At 62.9% G+C, this 23,109-nt stretch carries 18 protein-coding genes; 12 read left to right on the top strand and 6 right to left on the bottom strand.

The genetic code is table 11. From position 1 onward, the window contains the following. Positions 1–217, bottom strand: a 217-nt coding sequence (locus Q4S41_RS21410) for a hypothetical protein (protein WP_305033183.1), incomplete at its 3' end; no start/stop codon positions are given. A 300-nt stretch (positions 218–517) separates the two neighbouring features. Between Q4S41_RS21410 and Q4S41_RS21405 the strand changes: the two genes are divergently transcribed. Continuing rightward, positions 518–1,420, top strand: a complete 903-nt coding sequence (locus Q4S41_RS21405) for a histone deacetylase family protein (RefSeq protein WP_305033182.1) — start codon at positions 518–520, stop codon at positions 1,418–1,420. Between the two features lie 122 nt (positions 1,421–1,542). Here Q4S41_RS21405 and Q4S41_RS21400 read toward each other — a convergent pair whose 3' ends face one another. From Q4S41_RS21400 to Q4S41_RS21390, 3 genes are all read right to left on the bottom strand, one after another. Then, positions 1,543–2,247, bottom strand: coding sequence for a methyltransferase domain-containing protein (locus Q4S41_RS21400; protein ID WP_305033181.1), 705 nt, complete (start codon positions 2,245–2,247; stop codon positions 1,543–1,545). Positions 2,248–2,263: 16 nt separating this feature from the next. After that, complete coding sequence (locus Q4S41_RS21395) at positions 2,264–3,448, bottom strand: type III polyketide synthase (protein ID WP_305033180.1); 1,185 nt, start codon at positions 3,446–3,448, stop codon at positions 2,264–2,266. A 152-nt stretch (positions 3,449–3,600) separates the two neighbouring features. Then, a complete protein-coding gene (locus Q4S41_RS21390; protein ID WP_305033179.1) occupies positions 3,601–4,719 on the bottom strand; it encodes an NAD(P)/FAD-dependent oxidoreductase in 1,119 nt (372 codons plus the stop codon). A 174-nt stretch (positions 4,720–4,893) separates the two neighbouring features. Here Q4S41_RS21390 and Q4S41_RS21385 point away from each other — a divergent pair, with 174 nt between their 5' ends. Continuing rightward, positions 4,894–5,280 carry a T9SS type A sorting domain-containing protein gene (locus Q4S41_RS21385; protein WP_305033178.1) on the top strand — a complete coding sequence of 129 codons (387 nt, stop codon included), beginning with the start codon at positions 4,894–4,896 and terminating at the stop codon, positions 5,278–5,280. A 357-nt stretch (positions 5,281–5,637) separates the two neighbouring features. On the opposite strand, the gene Q4S41_RS21380 is transcribed toward Q4S41_RS21385, so the two are convergent. Together Q4S41_RS21380 and Q4S41_RS21375 are read right to left on the bottom strand one after the other, a co-directional pair. Continuing rightward, complete coding sequence (locus Q4S41_RS21380; protein WP_305033177.1) at positions 5,638–8,517, bottom strand: PAS domain S-box protein; 2,880 nt, start codon at positions 8,515–8,517, stop codon at positions 5,638–5,640. Between the two features lie 60 nt (positions 8,518–8,577). Further along, positions 8,578–9,939 (bottom strand): sigma-54-dependent transcriptional regulator, encoded by a 1,362-nt coding sequence (locus Q4S41_RS21375; protein WP_305033176.1) that lies wholly within the window; start codon positions 9,937–9,939, stop codon positions 8,578–8,580. A gap of 362 nt (positions 9,940–10,301) precedes the next feature. Between Q4S41_RS21375 and Q4S41_RS21370 the strand changes: the two genes are divergently transcribed. The 10 genes from Q4S41_RS21370 (at position 10,302) to Q4S41_RS21325 (ending at position 23,098) form a co-directional block, all read left to right on the top strand. Further along, positions 10,302–12,644, top strand: coding sequence for a T9SS type A sorting domain-containing protein (locus Q4S41_RS21370; RefSeq protein WP_305033175.1), 2,343 nt, complete (start codon positions 10,302–10,304; stop codon positions 12,642–12,644). Positions 12,645–12,984: 340 nt separating this feature from the next. Continuing rightward, positions 12,985–13,872, top strand: coding sequence for a DNA/RNA non-specific endonuclease (locus Q4S41_RS21365; protein WP_305033174.1), 888 nt, complete (start codon positions 12,985–12,987; stop codon positions 13,870–13,872). A gap of 345 nt (positions 13,873–14,217) precedes the next feature. After that, on the top strand, positions 14,218–14,418 hold the full coding sequence (locus Q4S41_RS21360; RefSeq protein ID WP_305033173.1) for a hypothetical protein: 201 nt from the start codon (positions 14,218–14,220) through the stop codon (positions 14,416–14,418). 194 nt (positions 14,419–14,612) lie between these two features. Then, a complete protein-coding gene (locus Q4S41_RS21355; protein ID WP_305033172.1) occupies positions 14,613–15,449 on the top strand; it encodes a dihydroorotate dehydrogenase in 837 nt (278 codons plus the stop codon). Between the two features lie 170 nt (positions 15,450–15,619). After that, positions 15,620–16,399 carry an orotidine-5'-phosphate decarboxylase gene (gene pyrF / locus Q4S41_RS21350; protein WP_305033171.1) on the top strand — a complete coding sequence of 260 codons (780 nt, stop codon included), beginning with the start codon at positions 15,620–15,622 and terminating at the stop codon, positions 16,397–16,399. Between the two features lie 52 nt (positions 16,400–16,451). Then, positions 16,452–17,078, top strand: coding sequence for an orotate phosphoribosyltransferase (pyrE, locus tag Q4S41_RS21345; RefSeq protein WP_305033170.1), 627 nt, complete (start codon positions 16,452–16,454; stop codon positions 17,076–17,078). Positions 17,079–17,214: 136 nt separating this feature from the next. Continuing rightward, a complete protein-coding gene (locus Q4S41_RS21340) occupies positions 17,215–20,289 on the top strand; it encodes a phosphoribosylformylglycinamidine synthase subunit PurL (RefSeq protein ID WP_305033169.1) in 3,075 nt (1,024 codons plus the stop codon). Between the two features lie 41 nt (positions 20,290–20,330). After that, positions 20,331–21,266, top strand: coding sequence for a phosphoribosylformylglycinamidine synthase subunit PurQ (locus Q4S41_RS21335; protein WP_305033168.1), 936 nt, complete (start codon positions 20,331–20,333; stop codon positions 21,264–21,266). A 19-nt stretch (positions 21,267–21,285) separates the two neighbouring features. After that, positions 21,286–22,704, top strand: a complete 1,419-nt coding sequence (locus Q4S41_RS21330; protein ID WP_305033167.1) for a phosphoribosylaminoimidazolesuccinocarboxamide synthase — start codon at positions 21,286–21,288, stop codon at positions 22,702–22,704. A 10-nt stretch (positions 22,705–22,714) separates the two neighbouring features. Next, a complete protein-coding gene (locus Q4S41_RS21325; protein ID WP_305033166.1) occupies positions 22,715–23,098 on the top strand; it encodes a nuclear transport factor 2 family protein in 384 nt (127 codons plus the stop codon). Positions 23,099–23,109 lie beyond the last annotated feature (11 nt).

Genomic DNA, 23,109 nt, shown 5'->3' with positions numbered 1-23,109 from the left:
CCTGCCGGGCGTTGGGCTGGCCGTTGGCGTCGAGGCGGCGCGGCTTGGCCTGGTGGCCGGCGCGCGGCACCGCTTTGATGGGCGCCTCGCCAGGGCCCTGGCCGGGCAATTCGGTTTGCGGCGGCCCGGCGGCCAGGGCTGCGCCGCCCGGCTGGGCCTGCGCGGTGCCCGCCAGCAGCCAAAAGCTGAGCAGCATGAAGAATAAGAGGGTTTTCATAGCAGGGGAGGTGAGGGCAGAAACAAATAAACCAGGTAGTTGAAATAAACAGTCCGGCCCGGAGAACGTAGCGGACACTGGCAAAAGTTTGGTCTGGCCACAGACCGCCGTGAGCCACTCAGCCCGTTGGCTTTGGGCAAACTTAGCTTCTTTGCATGAGGCCAACATGATAACGCCGCCGCCCCGCGCCGCTCGTTTCGCCACCGCTAGTCACGCATTGCAATAAATCAGCGCTGTTTTCTTGCCTCAACGGAATCCGAATGCCGCAGCCATTGCGGCGTTTATATTGTTGCCTGCCCGATGCTCTCCATTGCCTTCGCCCCCAACTACGCCCACGCGCTGCCCGACGGCCACCGCTTTCCGATGCTGAAGTATGAGCTGCTGCCCGAACAGCTCCTGCGCGAAGGCACGGCCACAACAGCCGATTTCTTCGCCGCCCAGCCGCCGCCCGACGAGGACATTTTGCGCGTGCACGACGCCGGCTACTATCAGCGCCTGCGCCTCGGCCAGCTCACCCGGCAGGAGGAACGGGCCACCGGCTTCCCGTGGTCGGCGGAGCTGTTTGAGCGCGAAATCACCATCCTGGGCGGCACCATTGAGTGCGCGCGCCGGGCGCTCACGCACGGCGTGGCGTTCAACATTGCGGGCGGCACGCACCACGCGTTTCGCGACCGGGGCGAGGGCTTCTGCCTGCTAAATGACCAGGCCGCCGCGGCCGCCTGGCTGCTGGCCCACGGCCACGCCCGCCAGGTGCTCATTGTCGACCTCGACGTGCACCAGGGCAACGGCACGGCCACCATTTTCCAGCACGAGCCGCGTGTGTTCACCTTCTCCATGCACGGCGCCCGCAACTATCCCGCCCGCAAAGAGCAGTCCGACCTCGACCTGCCCCTGCCCGACGGCACCGACGACGCCCCGTTCCTGAAGCTGCTCGCCGACACGTTCCCGCGTCTGCTGGCCGAGGTGCAGCCCGATTTCGTGTTCTACCTCGCCGGCGTCGATGTGCTGGCCACCGACAAGCTGGGCCACCTCGGCCTCACCCGCGACGGCTGCCGCCGGCGCGATGAAATCGTGCTCAGCCTCTGCCACCGTCACCAGCTGCCTGTGGTGGTGTGCATGGGAGGCGGCTACTCCGAGCGCATTATCGACATCGTGGAAGCCCACGCCAACACGTTCCGGGTAGCGGCCAGCTTGTGGGGGTAAAGGACGGTCATGCAGAGCGCAGCGAAGCATCTTTACCGTAGTAGTAAATCCCGTCAATTGAATTGCGTTGCGCGGTAGAGATGCTTCGACTACGCTCAGCATGACCGTCCTTTATTTCGCAATTAAACGCCGTGTATAATCACCTGCCAGCGAAAGGCCCAGCGCCAGCGCAGCTCATAACGCGTGATGCCAGCCCGCGCCAGCAGTGCCACCCAGTCGGCGCGCCGAAAGGCGCGGGCTACTGATAACGGCGCGTCGTGCCGCACCAGGTAGGAGCCGCCCAGCAGCCGCGTCAGCCATTTGATGCTGTGGTAGGCCAGCCAGTGCCGGTGCAGGTCGTTGACGACCACGGCCACCTGCGCCTGCTGCTGCCACTGCCGCAGCAGCGTCACCAGTTCCTCGTCCGTAAAGTGGTGGCAGAACAGGCTGCACGTCAACACATCGTAGGGCTGGGTCTGGAACTCGGGCGAAAAAATATCGAACTGCCGGTAGCTGATTTCGGGGTAAGCCTGACTTTTGCCGGCCGCGTATTCCAGCATAAATTCATTAGCATCGATGCCGGTTAGTTCCACTGCTACGCCCTTTCTCCGGCCCCAGCGGGCTATTTGGCGCAGCGTGTCGCCGCCGCCGCTGCCCAGGTCGGCCACGCGCAGGGCCCGGCCGGCCGGAAACCGGGGCCGCAGCCGGTTGAGCGCATCCAGCACCGGCGCGTAGCCGCCCAGCCAGGTATTGATGGTTTCCAGCTCGTCGAGGTTCTGGCGCAGGGCGTCAGATGCCAGCGTCAGGTCGTCCATCAGCTCCGGGCCGGAGGCGCGTTCTGCGAACATATTCAGTGAGCAATTATCAGTGAGCAGTTAGCAGTTCTGGTGCCGTTGCTTCCTGCTGCTCATGTGCTCCAACTGCTAACTGTTCACTGCTAACTGTTAACTGCAACAGCATGGCTTCCATGGTCAGGCCCGGGCCGAAAGCGAAGCTGAGCACCGGCGCGCCGTGGTCGGCGGGCGTGGCGTGGGCCAGCACCTCGCGCAGCACAAACAGCACCGTGGCCGACGACATGTTGCCGTAGTCGCGCAGCACACGGTAGGCGTGGCGGTTGTCGTGGCGCGTCAGGCCCAACTCGGTTTCGATGGTTTCGAGAATCTTGCGGCCGCCGGGGTGGATGGCGAAGTGCCGGATGTCGCCCAGCTGCACCGGCAGGCTGGCCAGCAGCCCGTCCGTCAGCTTGCCAATGCCGCGCTGAATGAGCTTGGGCACGTAGCTGCTCAACGTCATCTCAAACCCGAAGTCGTTGATGTGCCAGGCCATGTCGTCGTGCCCGTCGGGCTCCAGGCCGCAGTGGAAAGCCTGCAGAGCCAGGCTGGGCGCCTCGTTGGGCAGCGGCCCGGCCTGCACCAGGCAAGCCGCCGCGCCATCGCCAAACAGCGCGTTGCTCACGAGGTGGTCTTCCTCCGGACTTTTCTGGAAGTGCAGCGTGCACAGCTCCACGCTCACAATGAGCACACGGGCCGCCGCATCGGCTTGGCAAAAAGCATCGGCCAGTTTCACGGCGTTCACGGCCGCGTAGCAGCCCATGAAGTTCACGCAGGTGCGGCGCACATCGGGCCGCAGCCCCAGCGCCCGCACCAGTTCAATGTCCAGTCCCGGCGCGTACATACCCGTGCAGCTCACCGTCACGAGGTGCGTGATGCTGCCCACGGCCACGTCGGGCACCTGGCCCAGGCAGTTGCGCACGGCTTCTACGGCCAGCGGCAGCGCCTCGCGCCGATACACAGCCATGCGCTGGCCCACGGTCGGAAAAGGCTCCAGGTCGGGCGTATTGGGGAAGAAAGTATACTCGCCGTTGGCGCGGCCGTAGTCGGGCAGCACTGAGTAGCGGTGCTCAATGCCCGACACGCGGTACAGCGCCCGCAGCTTGCGCGTGTCGGCCTCGCCAAAGCCCAGGGCCCCGGCCATAAACTCGGCTATCTGCGGCTGGGCAATGCGGTGGACAGGATTGGCGGTGCCAATGGCACCTAAATAACTCGGCATGCCGGGAAGAAATTACGGGCGGAAGGAGGGCAACGCCGCCGCCCGGAAAAGTCTCCGTGCCTTGGCAAGCCCTATTTACGGGAGAACAACCGGTTTTGCGCGCCGCCGGATTAAAATCGGGTTAATAACTTTTTGGCGTGGCCCCGCGTGGCTTAGAATTCCCGGCCGTGCGTGCGCCGCATCAGCGCCTGCACCGCGCCGGGCCAGTGGCGCAGGCCACCCACCACCAGCTCGCTCAGCACCGGCCCCCCAAACAGCCGCTGCACCGCCCGGCCCACCCGCAGCCGCGCTCCAAACTGCGCCTGCCAGGCTCGCTCATACGCCGTTTCCATGCCCGCCCGCGAGGTTTTCTGGGTCAGAAAGTCGTGCGCTGCCGCCGCCGCTAAGGCCGCGCCGTGCAGCGCCATGGCCATGCCGTTGCCGCAAAGCGGCGTGATGAGCCCGGCCGCGTCGCCAACCATCAAAATGTGTTGTTCTACGGGCTGCTTCGGCGCAAAGGAAATCTCATTAATCACCTCCGGCTGCGGATACAGCACCTCGGCCGCGCCCAGAATTTCGCGCAGCCGCGGGTTCTTCGCCAGTACCTCGGCTTCCATGGCCGGAATGGCGCCGTGGCGCCGCAGGTTTTCGCGGGTGGTGAGGTAGCAGAAGCACAGCTTGTCGGCCTCAATGGCCGAGATGCCCGCGTAGCCGTCGGCGAAGTTGTGCAGCGCAATCACATTGCGCGCAAAGCCGGGCAGGCGCAGGTGGTATTTTACGCCGAGGTAGGGCGAGCGTTGCCCAAAAAAGCCGCGCTGCAGCTGCCGGTCGAGGTTGGCGCGCTTGCCGTAGGTGCCCAGCACCACGCGGGCCGCCAGCTGCCGGCCATCGGCCAGCGACACCATGTGCCGGTCGGCAGCGGCATCGAAGGCCACGTCCGTCACCGTGCTTTTCAAGTAGAAGGTGACGCCCCGCGCCACGGCCAGCCGGTACAGAAAATCATCGAGCACGAAGCGGCTCACGCCGAAACCGCCCAAATCGAGCGGCGCCGTAAGGCTGCGCCCGCCCGGCGACGAGAGCAGAAACTGCGTGATGGCGGCCGGCCCCAGCGCCGTCGGGTCGGCCCCAAGGCGGCGCAGGTAGGGCAGCACTTCGTTGCTCACGTATTCGCCGCACACCTTGTGAAAGGGGTACTGCTTGCGTTCCACCAGGGCCACGCGGTGGCCGCGCCCGGCCAGGTCCAGCGCAGCCGCCAAACCGGCCAGCCCGCCGCCAATCAAGATAATATCCACTTAGTTGGTCGGCAAAAGGAGAACAATGGAAGCGAAAACGCCGTACTTCATCGAGGTTTTAGTATATACCGGTGGCCCGACAAATTAACCGCCGTATCTTTGCCAAACTAAAATCAACACTTTTCGTTATCCTCTCTACGCTCGGCGCTCCTTTCCCCACCCGCTAACTATACTATGATGCAACGCTACTTTCTGCCCCTGTTATTGTGTGCCTGTCTGAGCCTCGGCTCCCTGCTCGGCTCTTTGCCCGACGCATCGGCCGCCGTCATGCACCGTCCTGGCCAGCAAGGCAGCAAGCCCGGCGCCGACGAAAAGACCCTGGTGGTGTACCCCAACCCCAGCACGGGCATCGTGCACCTCACCATCAACAACCTGCAGGGCAAAAAAGTCGAGCTAAGCGTGCTCAATGTCATCGGCTCGGTGATGTACCGCGAAACGCTGACGGAGCTCAACGACCGGTACACCAAAATGCTCGACCTGAGCAAGTTCACCAACGGCCTCTACTACGTGCGCCTGGAGTCGGACAACACCAGCCAGATGTGCAAGCTGGTTATCCGGTAATCATTACCAAATCGCAACCGGCTCGCCGGTTTTAAAGGCAAAAAAAAAAGCAGCTCTCGGGCTGCTTTTTTTTATTTACTACAGGGGCAGAATACTGGGAAACTACTTTACCCGAACGGGTTCGGGGACAAGCATTTCTTTTACATCCGTGACGGTGCTGTAGGCGAGAATGGCCGTGATAACGAGAAGGCCGAGCATGAACAGGAACATAAATAATACGAAAAAGCGGGTGGATAAGAAGCGGCTTCGGTCGGGAAGCTGCCGTTGAGTATTCAACCCCAAATAGTCGGGGCAGGTTTCAATAAGATTTGGGCATTTCGGCCGAAGCAGCCCTGCCGGCCGTCGGCGGGGCCGCGCCTAGCGTTGCTCCGGAAACTCGGCGCGCAGGCTGGCCATCACCTCCTCGGTCACGGCGCGCACCTGGGCAATCTGGCGGGCTGCGTGCGCGGGGGTGGGGGCTTCGTTGCCGTAGCCCTCAATCTCGCGGATGACGAGGCGCAGGCTTTCCACGCCCAGGCCGTCGAGCGAGCTTTTGAGGTGGTGGGCGGCGTCGCCCACGGCTTCCCAGTCGGGCTTCACCAGGGCTTCGTCGAGGGCGGTGAGAATGGCGGGCGTGGTTTCGATAAAGGCCCAGGCCAAGCGGCGCACAATGGCTTCGTCGTTGCGCACCAGCTGGCGCACGTTGCTTAGGTCGTAAAGCGGTTTTGCAGAAGGCATGGAATCGGGCGTTTGGTAAGCAATGAGGGGTTCGGAGGCGGCGGTGTGGCGGGCCAGCACGGCGCGCATGGTTTCGAGGAGCTGTTCTTCGCGGTAAGGCTTGGCCAGGTAGCCATCGAAGCCCACAGCCTGTAGGCGCTCGGCCTCGCCGGCCTGGGCGCGGGCCGTAAGGGCGATGATGGGCGTGGCGGCGCGGGCCGCGTCGGGGTGCTGGCGCAGGGCGCGGGCGGCGGTTTCGCCGTCCATGCCCGGCATCTGAATGTCCATCAGCACCAGGTCGAAGGGGCGGTGCTCGAAGAGCTGAATGGCGGCCGGGCCGCTGGCGGCGGTAGTCACCTGCCAGCCCCAGTTGCGGAGCACGGTCTCGGCCAGCAGGCTGTTCACCAGGTTGTCTTCCACCAGCAGAATGCGGCCAGCGTCGGTGGGGTTGGGGGGCGGCGTGGCGGTGGCGGGCGCGGGGGCCGCCACCGCTACCGGCTGCAGCGCCAAGGTGAAGGCAAAGGTGCTGCCGCGGTCCAACTCGCTGCTCACGCGCAGGGTGCCGCCCATCAGGCGCACCAGGCCTTCGGAAATGCTCAGGCCCAGGCCCGAGCCGCCGTATTCGCGGTCGGTGCTGGCGGCGGCCTGCGCAAAGGGCTCGAATACCTTGTCCAGGGTTTCGGGGGCAATGCCCACGCCGGTATCGCTCACCGTGAATTGCATCCACACCGTATTGGCGGGCTCGGCGTGCTGCCGGGGGGCGGGCACCAAGCGGCAGCGCAGCCGCACCTGCCCGGTTTCAGTGAATTTGATGGCGTTGCTGACCAGGTTGAGCAGCACCTGACGCAACCGGTGGGCATCGCCGAGCACCTCGGGCAGCCGGGCGGGCTTGTCGATGCGCAGGCGCAGGCCCTTTTCGCGGGCCCGAGGCCGCAGCAGGGCCGCGCAGCCGCTCAGCAGCTCGGCGGGGTTGAAGGGGGTGGTTTCGGGCAGCAGCTTGCCCGCGCCGAGGCGGGCGGTGGTCAGCACGTCGTTCAGCACCGTGAGCAGGTGCTCGGCCGACTCGCCCAGCAGCCGCAGGTAGTCGTGCTGGCTGCGGCTGAGGGCGGTTTTGGACAGCACCCCGGTCAGGCCCAGAATGCCGTGCAGCGGCGTCCGGATTTCGTGGCTCATGTTGGCCAGAAAGTCCTCTTTGGCCTGCACGTCCACCTGCGCATCGCCAATAGCTTTTTCGAGTGCCTGCTGGGTGCGCTTCAGCTCGGTGATGTTGCTGTCCAGGCCCAGCACCTGGGCCGTGCCGTCGTCGCGCACAAACAGGCGCTTCACGCTGCTAAACCACGACACCGTGCCCTCAGGATTGGTGTACGACTCTTCAATGGTCAGGTCCTGGCCGGTGGTCAGCACTTGCCGGTCCTGCTCGATGTAGCGGGCGGCATCGCCGCGGTTCAGCCCAGGCAGCTGGGCCGCCTCGACGCGCACCAGTTCCTCCGGCGTCAGGCCGTAGAGCTCGGCCATCGCGCGGTTGGCCAACAAGTAGTTGCCGTGGCCGTCTTTGAGGTAGATGGGGTGCGGCAAGGCATCAATCACCTGCCGGAACAGGCGGTGCTGCTCGGCCAGGCGGGCGCTGGCGGCGCGGCGGTGAGCATCGGTGATGCGCCGGTCGGTCACGTCCTCGGCCACCCCAATGATGCTCGTCACTTCGCCGTTGGCGGCGCGCCCAAACGGCGTGTGGGTGCTGCGCAGCCACCGCACCGAGCCATTGCGGTGGTAGGCGCTGTATTCCAGGGTTAGCACTTCGCCGTCGGGCAGCCGCGTCACTTCGTCCCAGTGGGTGCGCAGCCGTGCCTCCTCCTCGGCCGAGAGTATGCCGGGCAGCAAAGCCCCCTGCGGAAAAGCCAGCATTTCCTCGCAGGAGTAGCCCAGCACCAGCTCCAAGCGCCGGTTGGAGTAAATGTTCTGCTCCTGGCGCAGGTCGTAGATGTAAATCAGGTTCGGCACCAGGTCCACCACCTGGCGCAGCAGGTGCCGGTTGTGGCGCAGTTCTTCCACGGCGGCCCGGTGGCGCGTCACGTCCTCGGCGGTGCCCATCACCTCCAAAATGTCGCCGTCGGCGCTTAGCACGCTGGCGCGCAGGCGCAGGCGCAGCCAGCGCCAACTGCCGTCGCGGTGCCGTATGCGGCAGTCCCAGCTCAGCGGCCGCTGAACGCTCAGCAGCGAGCGCAGGTCGTTGCGCTGCGCCTGCCTCCGCGAATCGGGGTGCAGCATGGTCGCGGCCAGTTGGGCACCCTGGTCGATTAGCTCCTGGGCCGAATAGCCCAGCACGGTTTGGCAATGCTGGTTGCAATGCAGCAGCCGGTGGCGCCGCAAGTCGTAGCTGAACAGGATGAGCGGCACCTTGTCGGCTAGGCCGTTGCCGAACGGTAGGGCTTCAGTGCCGGGCTGGGCGCAGCCCGCCCGGCGGGCCGCCCGCTCTGCCGCCCGCCAGGTGCTGGGCACGGCCTTTCGGCGGGCCAAGCGGGGAGAGCGGGAACGACGCATCATTGGGAAAAGGCTAGGCCAGGTAGAACGCAGGGGCAAGGTAGCAAGTACAAGGCTACGATATCAGCTTACGTGCAATTCCTGCTGCTGTATCATCCGGTAAATGGTTGATTTGCCGATGCGCAGGCGGGCGGCCACGGCCAGCACGTCGCCCTCCATCTCGTCGAGGCAGTTCTGCACGATGGCCGTGGTTTGCTCACGCAACGACAACTGGCTGCCCGGCCCAATGGTGTTGGTGCGGCCGGCGCGCAGGGGCAGGTCGTCGCCCTCAATCAGCTCCCCGTCGGCCAGCACGGCGGCCAGCTCCACCACCGCCTTCAATTCGCGCACGTTGCCGGGGAAAGGGTGGGCTTTGAGGCGGTCGCGGGCGCAGTCGGTAAGCAGGCGTGGCGGCAGGTTGTTCTGGGCGCAGAAGTCGCGCACAAACACTTCGGCCAGCAGCAGCACGTCGTTGCCGCGCAGGCGCAGCGGCGGCAGGGCAATGGGCAAACCCAACAGGCGGTAGTACAGGTCTTCGCGGAAGCGGCCGGCCTGCACCTCGGCCAGCAGGTCGCGGTGGGTGGCCACTATCAGGCGCACGTCGAACGACACGGCCTGGTTGCCGCCCACCCGCGTCACCTCGCGCTCCTGCAGCACGCGCAGCAGCTTGGCCTGCAAGCTCAGGTCGAGGTCGGCAATTTCATCTAGGAACAGGGTGCCGCCGTTGGCTTCTTCCAGCCGGCCCACGCGGCGCGCCACCGCTCCCGTGAAGGCGCCTTTTTCGTGCCCAAACAGCTCGCTCTCCACTAGCTCGCGCGGGATGGCCGCCATGTTGACGGCCACAAACGATTGTGCGGACCGGCTCGATTGGAAGTGGATGGCCTTGGCTACCAGCTCTTTGCCGGTGCCGGTTTCGCCACTCACGCTCACCGTGATGGTGGTACGGGCCGCTTTGGCAATGAGCGTGTGCACCTGCTGAATGGAAGCGTGCTCGCCCAAAATGGCCTGGCCGGCCCCGTAGCGCGCCCCGATTTGCTGGCGCAACTGGTTGTTTTCGCGGCGCAGGCGGGCCTGTTGCTCCACCTTGCCCACAATGTTCCAGAGACGGTCCAGGGTGTTTTCGTCCTTCACCAGGTAGTCGTAGGCGCCCTGGCGCAGCATGCTCACGGCCGTGCCCACGTCCTCCTGACCCGATACGACGAGCACCTCAACGCCGGGCAGGCGCTCCTTTATCTGGCGCAGCACCTGCTCGCCTTTGGCGTCGGGCAGCGAATAGTCAAGGGTAATGAAATCCGGCTTTTCGTCCAGATGGTCGAGGCAGGCCCGGGCCGTAGCGAAGCGCTGCACGCTGTGGTTGGGGTTTTGGCCCAGCCGGTACACGAGCAGCTCGCCATACCATTCGTTGTCCTCAATGACAAAAATCTTGAAGGGTAGAGTGGATGTCATGGGAATGAAATGTAAAAAGGGCCAAACAAGATAGTCTTATAAATAAACGGCGACCTGTATTCAGGACTAATTAGTACATTGGAAAAATTATAATCGTAAAAATACGTATGAATTCTGGAAAAGGGTAAAATATCGTCAAAATGGGGCATATACGAAGTGAATTGCTTGGCGGATTGTAGTGTTAAAATTACTTGTTTCTCAAATTAGGAACATATTCCAGTTATGGGACAATTTGGGATTATGGCGGAAATTATATATGATTGACTCTTAGTCATACAGCCTGTTTAGCACTGGGTGGCCGCGGAATTGCATCAAGGTGGCTGGCACAACGCCAAAGGCCAAACTATTTTTTAGTTAATCCAATGCAAACCGCTACTCTTACATCCGTCTTTTGTGTCCGCTTGTTGCGGGCCTGGCTGGTTCCAGCCCTTGTTATTCTGTTGGTTGCTTCGGGCCGAAGCAGCTACTCCCAAGCCTTACCCGCCTATTATTCCACTACCGGGCCAACCAACCCGGTTACTACCGGGGGCACCGTCACGGCCGGCGTAAATGCCGGGGCGGGTGCGCTCAGCGCCTTTGCCACGGTGCAGGTGAGCGGCGCGTCGGTGGCCGGTTCGCCGGTGTCGGTGCGCTTCGGCCTAACGGGTGAAGCCCCGGCGGGCTACCGCGCGGGCGTGGTGGTGGCCAACACCAGCAGCACCCTGAGCCTGACGGCGCTGGGTGCGGTTAGGCTTCGCACGTACCTTGGCGGCGTGGTGCGCGAAACCCGGCTGGTGCGCGCCGATGTGCTGGAAGCCTCGCTGGGAGTCAACAGCCTGCCCACGCAGCTGGAATTCACCAGCACCCTCTCGTTTGATGCCGTCGAGTTTGAGGTACTTTCCGTTGCGAGCCTCAACCGCAGCTTCAATGTATTCTATGCCTACGGCGTGCGGCCGGGCATTCAGACCCGCGGCTATGGCTACCTCTCGCGCTTCGACCAACCCACTGCGGGAACCGAATACCGCACTTCCGTGGCCGGCGGCCCGCTGCTATCCCTTTGCGTTAACACCGATGTGACGAATCCCGAGCAGGTGGCAGACGTGAGCCTGACCAATTTTGCCACCCTGCGCAGCACCGCGACGGTGGCCTGCAACCCGGCCATCTACGCCAAGCTGGCCGGGGTGCCCGCGGGCGGCACCACGGGCAGCTACTACGCCGGTTTCGTGATTGGCCAGAGCAGTCTGCTTGACGTGAGCGTGCTGAGCGGCCTGGAAATCAGCACCTACCTCGGCAACACGCTGGTTGAAACGCGTTCGGGGCTCAATCTGCTTAACCTGAATCTGTTGGGTGGTAATACGGCCATGGTGTCGTTCAAGACGGACGCTAGTAAGCGTTTCGACGGGGTACGAATCTCGCGCGTGGGCTTGCTTAAATCCATCGACCTCACCGTGCTCGACGACCTGAATGTATATTACGCCTTCGGCCTTGAACCACAGGCTATTGAAGGACTCAATCCCATACTATCCAATTTTGCGAACCCGCTGCCCAATGATGCCTACAGCAGCAGCCCCCCGCAGCAAGTGAGCGTGGATGTAAACGTAACGATTGGCATTGTCACTACCCGGCTGAACGGCCAGCTGCTGGAAATTTCACGCGTGGTCAACCCACAGCTGGCCGCCGACAATACCATTCCGACCAGCGCAGCTACCACCAACTATGCCGAGCTCAATACGTTGGGCGTCAACTTAAGCTCGATTAATCCGATTGCGGACCTTATTACACTTGCCACACCCCTTACCTCGCAAGCCACAGCCAGCCTGAAGCTGAAGCTGAACGGCACCGGCAAAGCCGGCAACCGGGTGGGCTTTGCCGTGGGCAAGGGTGGCGGCCTGCTGGACCTGACGGCGCTGCAGCGGCTGACAATCGCCACCTACGACGCGAACAACAAGCTTATCGAAACCAAAACAGGCAGTTCGCTGCTCGGGGTCACGCTGCTGGGCACCACCGACATCACCCGTATTTCCTTCCTGGCCTCGCGCGATTTCACGTACGCCGAACTCACGGTGACCAGCGCCGCCAGTGTGCTTTCTAATACCCGCGTGTATTACGCCTTTGCCGAGGACGTGCCGCTGCTCTCGCTGGCGGCTCCGCTGCCCGTGGAGCTGACGGCCTTTGGGGCCAAGTGGAACAACGGCGCGGCCGACCTGACCTGGACCACCGCCTCGGAGAAAAACAGCAGCTACTTTGTGGTGGAGCGCGCCACCAGCGCCGAAGCCGCTTTTGAGGCCGTAGGCCAGGTGGCAGCTGCCGGCAGCAGCACGCGGGCGCTCACCTATAAGCTGCGTGACGCCGAAGCCGGCGCCAAGGGCGTGAGCGTGTTGTATTACCGCCTGCGCCAAGTCGACCGCGACGGCACTTTCAGCTACTCGCCGGTGGCCTCGGTGACGGTGGGCAAGCTGGCCGCCGCCGCGCCGCAGCTACAAGTGTACCCCAACCCCGCCCTTGATGCCCGGGCCGTGCTGGTGCGCTGCCCCAACCTGCCCGCCACCGGCGGTCTGGTGCAAGCCTATTCGCAATTGGGCCAGCTGGTAGGTCAGGTGCCCGTATCGGCCACGGGGGAAGCGGTGCAGATGCCCACGCTGAAGCCCGGTCTCTACCACGTGGTGCTGCGCGACGCCGCTGGCCAGGCCCTGGCCACGCAACGGCTGGTAGTCGGCAACCGGTAAACCACACCTTATAACTTCTGCAAAATATGATAAGCCCTGCCGGCCCTGCCGGCAGGGCTTTTTTGTGCGCAGGCGTGCGGCCCGGCCGCCCACTATGGCCGCGCCTCTGTTGCCTCTGGAAGGCGGCAAAGACAAGCCGGCAAGGGCATAAATCAAGGATAAAATATAACTTCAAACAGAAGTCGGATAATCTGTAACCCTGTGATAGTCAATGCCAAAATCTTGTGGTTGGGGTGCAAGGTAGAATGGTAACGAAGCAGTAACATTGCAACGGTGGCATCATCGTTTCGGCGCCGGAATTTTGTGCGCACCATCTCACCATCTCACCCCATACTCTTTTATGAAGCAGACATTTTTACGCATTGGCAGCATGGCGCTGCTCACGGCGCTGGCCGTTTCCTGCTCGCGCACCGAGCAAGTGGCTCCCAGCCAGGACCCCACCGCTGCGACCGTAAACCAGGACGCCACGCGCGACAACAACCTGGCCATGGGCAACCCCAGCGGCGCCGTGACCGACGCCACGAACTACCCCAACAACTACCTGATGACCAAAACCCAGTACAGCCTCTCGTATAGCCGCGACAAGGGCAAGCCGAACTGGGTGAGCTGGCACCTGAGCAGCGCCTGGCTGGGCAGCACCCCGCGCCAGGATAATTTCGCGTCCGACGCCACGCTGCCCAGCTCGTGGTTCCACGCCACCAGCAGCAGCTACACCGGCTCGGGCTTCGACCGGGGCCACAACTGCCCCTCAGCCGACCGTACCGGCTCGGTGGCCGACAACTCGGCCACGTTCCTGATGACGAACATGATGCCCCAGGCCGCCAACAACAACCAGCAAACCTGGGCCAACCTGGAGAACTACGAGCGCACCCTCGTGAGCCAGGGCTACGAGCTGTACGTCATCTGCGGCAGCTACGGCAGCGGCGGCACCGGCGTGAACGGCTACGCCACCACCATTGCCAGCGGCAACATCACGGTGCCCGCCCGCTGCTGGAAAGTAGTAGTCGTGCTGCCCGAAGGCAGTTCCGACGCCAGCCGTGTGACCACCAGCACGCGCATCATTGCCATCGACACGCCCAACACCACCAGCATCAGCTCCAGCTGGGGCTCGTACCGCACCACGGTGGACGCCATTGAGTCGGCCACGGGCTACAACATCCTCTCGGCCGTGAGCAGCACGGTGCAGGCCACCATCGAGTCGAAAGTAGACACCGGCCCGACGAGCTGATATTGCGTTTGCAACCGGCGTTTCGGGTGATTTATTACGCTTGTAACAAGGATAGCCGCCTGAAATTAAAAAGGCCGTGAAATACGCTGTATTTCACGGCCTTTTTTTGCTGCCTGCTTCATGCGGCCGGAGGCTACATTTCAGGGATAAACAGCTAAAGTTACGGTGGCTTGTAATTGCAAAGCAATAAGTTAAGAATGGTCAAAAAAAAATCCAAAAGAAAAAAGTGCCGAAAAGTACGTTGATTAGCTAGTTACGACGGAAATGAAAGCCGAAAAAAAGGCGGAATAAAAAGTTAATATTACCGGGTGTTGACTGGGCATAATGCGTCCGTAATTTTGCAGCGTGCTTCACCCCAATAACCAATTGATGAAGTGCGGAACGCTCGGCCCCGACGCTCCGCAACGAGACCGGAAGGTCTTGTCGCCCGCCGGTTTTGCCGGTTTTTTTACGGCCTTTTCTGGTTTTTGCCCCGTTGCCGTTCCGGTTTTTCGAAACGGTTTTTTTGTGTCCAATCCGGCCGCAGTGCCGCCGCTCCCCATGTAGCCATTTCGTTTTTCGGAGTGGCTTTTTTTCTGCCCAAAAAACCGCGCCTAGCCACGCCTTTGGGCGCTTGTCCAATTGCGAGCTAACAACCGACAACCAGCAATTATTTTCCCCGCTGTGTTAACTTATAGTAGTGAAACCAGCTGTCGGCATCGAGCCTGGCAACTGACAACCAACAACAGACACCCCCTTCTATGAAACTCGGCGCCATCACCTTACAGAATGCCGTGTGCCTGGCGGCCGCACCCTGGGACCTCGCCGGGGAAGGCTACGAGCAACTGGGCGCGATTTTCACCAAAACCGTGACCATGGAGCCCCGCGCTGGCCTGCCCGGCGACGAAGGCATCCTGCAAGTGGCCGACCAAACCCTGCTCAACCGCACCGACCTGCGCACCGAAGGCGCCGAGGGGCTGGTGCAGGAGCACCTGCCGCGCCTGCGCCGCTTCGGCGTGCCGGTGTTTGTGAGCATCACCGCGCCGGGCGTGCCCGGTTTCCGCAAGATTGCACGCTACCTGCAGCGCGAGGCCGGCGACCAGATTGCGGGCCTCGAAGTGTACATCACCACGCCGCCCGGCGGCTCCGGGGCCGACGTGACGGCCCGCTACGTGCGCGAAGCCACCGAGGCCGTGCGCAACGAGCTGCGCCCCGACGCGGCCGTGGTGGTAAAGCTGCCGCCGTGGCCCGACCATATCCGGGGCCTGGCCCTGGGCGCGCAGGAAGGCGGGGCCACCGCGCTGGCGGCCACCAACACCCTGAAAGTTCTTCACTTGCCCGCCGACCGCGCCGCCGCGCCGTTGGTGGGCGGCCTCTCGGGCGAAGCGCTGCGGCCGCTGGCCCTGCGCTGCGTGTGGGAGCTGGCCAATGACGAAAAACTGACGCTGCCCATCTTCGGAACGGGCGGCATTTTTACTCTCCGCGACGTGCAGGACTACCTGCGCGTAGGCGCTCAGGCCGTGCAAGTGGCCAGCGGCGAATGGCTCTCGCCGGGGCTCACGGCCCGGCTAGCGTCGGAAGTGGTGCTTAGTATGTGATGAGAATAGAACGTCATGCAGAGCGCAGCGAAGCATCTCGCGTGCTTCGACTAATTAATTACTGGTGGCGGACAAGATGCTTCGCTGCGCTCTGCATGACGTTCTGATTGATAATTAATTTCCCTCTCTCCCTCCCCAAAATCCCACCCAAACCCGCTTCGCAATCCGCCATGCAAAAGCTCCTCACCCGCGTCGAAACCATCAATTCCCTGCTTTGCGTGGGGCTGGACCCCACGGGCGATGATGCCCAGGCGGCCCAGCGGCTGCGCGAAGTCATTACCGAAACCGCGCCTTACGCGGCGGCTTTCAAACCCAACCTGGCCTTCTTTCTGAGCCGTGAAAACGGCGTGGCTCTGCTTCAGGAAACCGTGCGCAGCATTCCGAAGGACATTCCGGTGATTCTGGACGGTAAATTCGGCGACATTGCCAATACGGCGGAGCAGTACGCCCGCTTCGCCTACGACATTGTGGGGGCCGACGCCGTGACGGTGAACCCCTACATGGGCGACGACACCATCCGGCCGTTTGCGCGGCCCGGCAAGATGGTTTTTTCGCTCGCCAAAACCTCCAATAAACCCCTCCACGGCCTGCAGGACGCCGCCATGACGCGCGGTGGCTCCATCAGCGACTGGGCGGCCCGCTTGGCCAAGCTGATGGACGAGGAACTAACCGAATCAACAATTGGGCTGGTGGTGGGCGCTACCGAGCCGGCCGCCGTGGCCAAAGTCCGCGCCGCCTGCCCGGAGCAGTGGTTTTTGGTGCCGGGCATCGGCGCGCAGGGCGGCGACTTGGCCGCCACGCTGCGCGCCGGCCTCCGCAAAGACGGCAGCGGCCTGCTGATAAACTCCTCGCGGGGAATCTGGCAGGCGAAAGACGCCGGAGCCGCTGCCCGCGAACTGCAAGCACAAATCAACGAATTTCGGGTCGTGACGAACCCGGTACACGCCTGAACCAAAAAGCCGCTTCACCGCGGCTTTTTGCATGTTACCTTTTCTGAATCAGATGACCGAATCCACCGAAACCCACATACCCATTGCCCTCGACGCTGAGCTGCTGACCGAACAGTTGCAACAGGAAGACGCCCTGTTGCGCGGGCATTTCCGGCTCTCGTCGGGCCTGCATTCCGATACTTACGTGCAGTGTGCCCGCTTCCTGCGCCGCCCGGAGCTGGCCGCGCCGGCCGCCGCCGCGTTGGCCGGTCAGATTCAGGCCGCCGGCCTGCAGCCCGACGTGGTGGTGGGCCCCGCCATGGGCGGCGTGGTGATTGGCTACGAGCTGGCCCGGCAACTGGGCGTGCCCGGCATCTTCACCGAGCGCGACGCCGACGGGCAGATGACCCTGCGCCGCGGCTTCACCATCGAGCCCGGCGAGCGGGTCGTGATTGCCGAAGACGTGGTGACCACCGGCAAAAGCACGCTGGAAGTAGCGAAAGTGCTGCGCGAAATGGGGGCCGAGGTGCTGGCCGTGGCCTCACTGATTGACCGCACCGGCGGAAAGGGCGGGCTGGATTTTCCGCATTTCGCGCTCCTTTCGGTGCAAGCGGCGACCTTTGCTCCCGAAAGCTGCCCCTTGTGCGCCGCCGGCGTGCCGGTGGTGAAGCCCGGCAGCCGGCCGGAGAAAGCATTTTGAGGTTAGGTCCTGTCTCAGCTTGAACGTCATGCTGAGCGAAGTCGAAGCATCTCTACTGCTTCGTTGTGATAGTAACTAATTAGTTGTGCAGTAGAGATGCTTCGGCTTCGCTCAGCATGACGTTCTGATATCCTCGATGTCCGATACCAATCCCAACACTGCCCAGGCAACCCACACCATCCAGCTCACGCTGAAACCCGGCCAGCACGACGGCGACGGCCAGCGCGTGGCCGAAGCCGCCGCCCGCCACCTGGGCCTGACCACCGGCCGTGTGCGCAGCGCCGCCCTCTACACGGTGCGCTACCCGCTCACCGAAACCCAGCTGCACGATTTCGCCACCCGCTGCCTCGCCGACCCGGTGCTGCACGACGTGCGCCTGAACGAGCTGACGGCCGCCGAAGGATTCGCCACTTACATCCTCGTCGCCCGCCGCCCCGGCGTGACCGATGACGAAGGCACTTCGGCCCAAAATGCTCTGGCCGACATCCTGAACGAGCCGCTGGACGTGCATACCCAGCACATTTTCAGCAAGAAGCTCTATCTCCTCGAAAACGACCTGCCCGAAACCGACCTGCGCCGCATCGCGGAGGAACTGCTCGGCAACAAGCTCATCAACTGGCTGGAAGTGGGCCGCGTGGCCTATGGCATCCGCGACTACACGCCGCGCCCCGGCGGTGGCGCGGAGGCCATTACGGAAGTCATTTCCCTCACCGGACGCACCGATGCGGAGCTGGTGCAGCTCTCCAAAGAGAACATCTACGCCCTGAACCTGGAGGAAATGCGCGCCGTGCGCGACTACTTCGCCGCAGCTGAAACGCAGGCGGAGCGGAAGGCAGCGGGCTTACCGACCGACCCGACGGATTGCGAACTGGAAATCATCGCCCAGACGTGGTCGGAACACTGCAAACACAAGGAATTTTCGGCTATTATCAACTACAAAGACCTGGAAACGGGCGAGGAGAAGCAGGTCGATTCGCTCTTTAAAACCTACATCAAAAACGCCACCTCGGAAGTCGACCGCCAGCTGCGCGCCAACGGCAACGACTGGCTGATTAAGGTGTTTTCGGACAACGCCGGCGCGGTGCGTATCAATCCGGATTCGCTGTTCGTGTGGAAGGTGGAAACGCACAATTCGCCCTCGGCCATCGACCCGTACGGCGGGGCCATCACGGGCATTTTGGGGAACAACCGCGACCCGCTGGCTACCGGCATCGGGGGCGCGCGGCTGCTGTTCAATACCAACGTGCTGTGCTTCGGCAACCCCGAATTTGAGGGGCAGCTGCTGACCGGGCAGCTGCACCCGCGCCGCATTTTGGAAGGCGTGCGCAAGGGCATTGAAGACGGCGGCAATAAGTCGGGCGTGCCGACGGTGAACGGCGCGATTGTGTTCGATGACCGGTACGCCGGCAAGCCGCTGGTGTACTGCGGCACCGGCGCGGTGATGCCCATGCAGTTCGCCGGGCTCGACTCGTGGGAAAAGAAGATTGACGTCGGCGACCGCATCATTATGGCCGGTGGCCGGGTGGGCAAGGACGGTATTCATGGCGCGACTTTTTCGAGCATCGAGCTGGACGAAACCGCGCCCGCGACGGCCGTTCAAATCGGCTCGCCCATCACCCAAAAGCTGGCGATGGATTTCCTCATGCTGGCTGCCCGCCGCGGCCTGCTGAAATGCAGCACCGATAACGGCGCGGGCGGCCTCTCGTCCTCCGTGGGCGAGCTGGCGGGCATTAGCGGCGGCGCGGTGGTGGAGCTGGAGCGCGTACCGCTGAAATACCCCGGCCTGCGGCCTTGGGAGATTTTCGTGAGCGAGTCGCAGGAGCGGTTTACGCTGGTGGTAGAGCCGGGCAAAATGGCCGAAATTACGGCGCTGGGCCAGGAAATGGAAGTGGAACTGACCGATATTGGCTACTTCACGTCGGATGGTTTCCTGGACGTACGCTTCGATGGCGCGCCGGTGGCCCGTCTCAACATGCACTTCCTGCACGATGGTGTGCCGCGTAAAATTCTGGAAGCGGAGTGGACCAAACCCGCTGTCGCCGAGCCGGAAATCCTGGCCCAAACCAACTACACCGAGACACTGACACAGCTGCTGGGTTCACTCAATATCTGCTCGCGCGAGTCCGTCATTCGGCAGTACGACCACGAGGTGAAGGGCCGCACGATTGTGAAGCCGCTGATGGGCGCGACCGGCCAGGCGCCGCAGGATGCGGCCGTGGTGCGCTTCAATTTTGAGAGCTGGGAAGGCGTGGCCGTGAGCAACGGCATCATCCCGCGCTACGGCGATTTGGACGCATATGACATGTCGGCCGGCTCGTTTGACGAGGCCGTGCGCCAGATTATTGCGGTGGGAGGGAAGCTCCCGAACCTGACGCCCGGCGACGGGATTTTCTGGTCGGTGAACGACAACTTCTGCGTGCCCGATTCGGTGTACGACCCCACTAGCAACCCCGATGGCAAGCAGAAGCTGGCCAAGCTGGTGCGCATGTGCGAGGCCCTGCGCGACGCCACGGCGGCCTACTGCATCCCGCTCACCAGCGGCAAGGACTCGATGAAAAACGACTTCAAGGCCGACGGCGTAAAGATTTCGGTGCCCCCCACCGTGCTCTACTCGATGACGGCCAAAATGGAAGACGTGCGCCGCGCCATCACCTCCGATTTCAAGCAGGCTGACGACGTAGTGTACCTGCTAGGCGAGACGTATGACGAGTTGGGTGGCTCCGAATTCTACGCCCTGCACGGCCAGCTCGGCGCCAATGTGCCGAAAGTGGATTTCGCCAAAGCCAAGGCACTGTACACCCTCATCGGCCAGGCCAACGACCAAAGCCTCATCCAATCCTGCCACGACCTGAGCGACGGCGGCCTCGCCGTGGCGCTGGCCGAAACCACGTTCGGCTACGGCTACGGCGCGGTGGTGGAGCTGCCCGAAACGGACCTGCCGCTCGCCACACAGTTGTTCTCGGAATCACACTCGCGCTTCCTGGCCACGGTGGCGCCGGAAGACGTGGTGGCGTTTGAGCAGCTGCTCGGCGACCGCGCCACGCGCCTCGGCCGCGTGACACTGGACGGCCAGCTAACCGTGCGCCACGCCGGCCAGCCGGTGATTGCGGCCAACACCGCCACGCTGCGCGCCGCTTGGACCAACGGGCCTGTCAATCAATTACTCGGCGTGGTATCGAAAGACAACCTCAGCCACTCCAACTCGCTCTAAAAGCACAAGACCCTTTTCCATTGGCCCAAAAGACTTTTGAAATGGCACAAGACTCGGCTCAGGGAGCACATAAAGTTCAACCGCAGGCACAAAACGACGCTTCGGGTTCGGCCGGTGCGGTGCGGGCGCTGATTCTGACCGGCTTCGGCATTAACTGCGAAGAAGAATTCGCCGCCGCCTACCGTTTGGCCGGCGCGGAAGCCACCATCGTGCACCTCAACCAGGTGCTGCACGGGCAGGTGAGCATCCACGATTTCGACATCCTGAATTTCCCCGGCGGCTTCTCCTTCGGCGATGATTTGGGCTCGGGTGTGGTGCTGGCCAACAAGCTGCGCTACCGCCAGACCAGCGCCGACGGCCGCACGCTACTCGACGATATCAAGCAATTCATCGCCGATGGCAAGTTTGTGCTCGGCATCTGCAACGGCTTCCAGGTGCTGGTGAAGCTGGGGCTGCTGCCCAACATGGGCGGCGACGTAACCCCTGAAGTGACCCTGACCCACAACGCTAGCGGCCGCTACGAAGACCGGTGGGTGACGCTCCGCGTGAACCCCGCCTCGCGCACGCCCTTCCTCACCGGCATCGACAAGTTGGAGGTGCCCGTGCGCCACGGCGAAGGCCGCCTCGTGGTGCCTGATGAGGCCACCCGCGCCGCCATCGAAGCCGCCGGGCTGAACTGCCTAAGCTACATCGACGCCAACGGCGACGGCACCAGCGAATACCCCCTCAACCCCAATGGCGCCGACCTGAACTGCGCCGGCCTCACCGACCCCACGGGCCAAGTCTTTGGCCTCATGCCGCACCCTGAAGCTTTTTTGGCGGCCTACAACCACCCGGACTGGGCCCGCCGCCGCCGCCAAAACCCCGGTGCGAGCGAGGAAGGGGAGGGACTGCAGATTTTCAAGAACATCGTGGCGCACATCGGCGAAAAACACGCCACGGCGGCGCCTGCCGTGCAACTCGCCAGCCAGAATTAGCCTCTCAGAAACGTAGTTAATGAACACCCTCACCCACTTCGCTTCTCCCCAACTCCCGCTGCTGCACCGCGGCAAAGTGCGCGACAGCCTGCGCGCGCCCAGCGGCGACCGCCTCATTATCGTGACGGACCGCCTTTCGGCCTTCGATAGCGTGCTGGAAACGGCCATTCCGCACAAAGGCGCGGTGCTGAATGGCCTGGCGAACTTCTGGTTTGAAAAGACGGGCCACATCATTCCGAACCACGTCATCAAGCTCATCGACGCCAACGCGATGCTAGTGAAGGAAGCTGCGCCAATCAAGGTAGAAATGGTGGTGCGCCAGTACCTGACGGGCTCGATGTGGCGCGGCTACCAGGCCGGCCAGCGCACGTTCTCGGGCGTGACCGTGCCGGATGGGCTGACCAAAAACCAGGCCTTCCCGCAGGCCATCGTGACACCGACGACGAAGGAGGAATCGGACCGCGAAATCACGCCGGAAAACCTGGTGAGCGAGGGCTGGGTGACCAAGGAGCTGTACGACCAGATGGCCGTGAAGGCTCAGATGCTGTTTGCCGTGGGCTCGCAGCTGTTGGCTGAAAAAGGTATTATTTTGGTTGACACGAAGTATGAGTTTGGCCTGCTGAACGGCAAGCTGATTCTCATCGACGAGATGCACACGCCCGATTCGTCGCGTTTCTGGAGCGCCGGGGACTACGCCCGCAACCCCGAAACGGCCGAGCAGATGGACAAGGAGTACGTGCGCCAGTGGCTCATCGCCAATAAAAAAGACGGCCAGTACCCCCGCGCCCTCACGCCTGAAGTGGCGCAGGAAGCCAGCCGTCGCTACCTCGACATTTACGAGCGCATCGTGGGCGAGCCCCTGCCCACGGCCGAAACCGGCGCCGCCGACGCCCCCCACACGGGGCGCCAGGATGCCCGCGCCCGCATGCAGGCCAACCTCGTGGCCGCCGGCCTGATTAAAGATGCGTGGGTGAACATCGTGCTGGGCTCGCCCACCGACAAGGAGCACGCCGAGAAAATCCGCCAGCAGTTGGAAGGTTACGACGTTTTCACCCAACTGCGCGTGGCCTCGGCGTACCAAGGTGATGAAGCTAGCGCCAATATGGTTGAGGTGTGGAACAACAGCATCGAGCCCGGCGTCATCATCGCCGTGGCCGGCCTGAGCAACGGCCTCGGCGGCGCGCTGGCGGCCACCGTGAACGTGCCCGTGATTTCGTGCCCGCCTTATAAGGACTACGCCGAGCTGGCCCTGAACCTGAATTCGTCGGTCATCATGCCCAGCGGTACGCCCAGCCTCACCGTGGTGCGCCCCGACAACGCCGCCCAGGCCGCCCTGCGCGCCCTGAACATCCCCCGCCTGCGCGAGCGCCTGAGCAAGGACATCCTCGCCACCAAAGCCAAGCTGAAAGCGGCCGACGAGGAACTGCGGGTACTATAATTGAAGCCTGATGGAAGCTGCCGCGCCGAAGCAACTTGTTGAATCCTACATCGAAGCGTACAACTGCTTCGATGTAGACGGCATGCTGGCGCCTTTGCGCGAGGACGTGGTATTTCGCAACATTTCCAATAGCGAAGTGACCCTGACCACGACTGGCAAAGCGGCTTTCCGTCAGCAGGCAGAGCAGGCCACGCATTATTTCTCCGAACGGGAGCAGCGCGTCACCGATTGGCAGGTAAACGACCAGCGGGTTGAAGTTGCCATTGATTACACGGCGGTGGCCGCTATAGAATTTCCCAACGGCCTGAAGCCGGGCGACGCCTTGCACCTGCAGGGCAAGTCCGTTTTTGAAATCGAAAACGGCCAGATTATTTCCATCGAAGACATTAGTTAGCGCGCGGCGCC

The sequence above is a fragment of the Hymenobacter convexus genome (genome assembly GCF_030580955.1).
Taxonomy (GTDB): Bacteria; Bacteroidota; Bacteroidia; order Cytophagales; family Hymenobacteraceae; genus Hymenobacter.
This window is presented reverse-complemented; position numbering and strand designations above follow the sequence as displayed.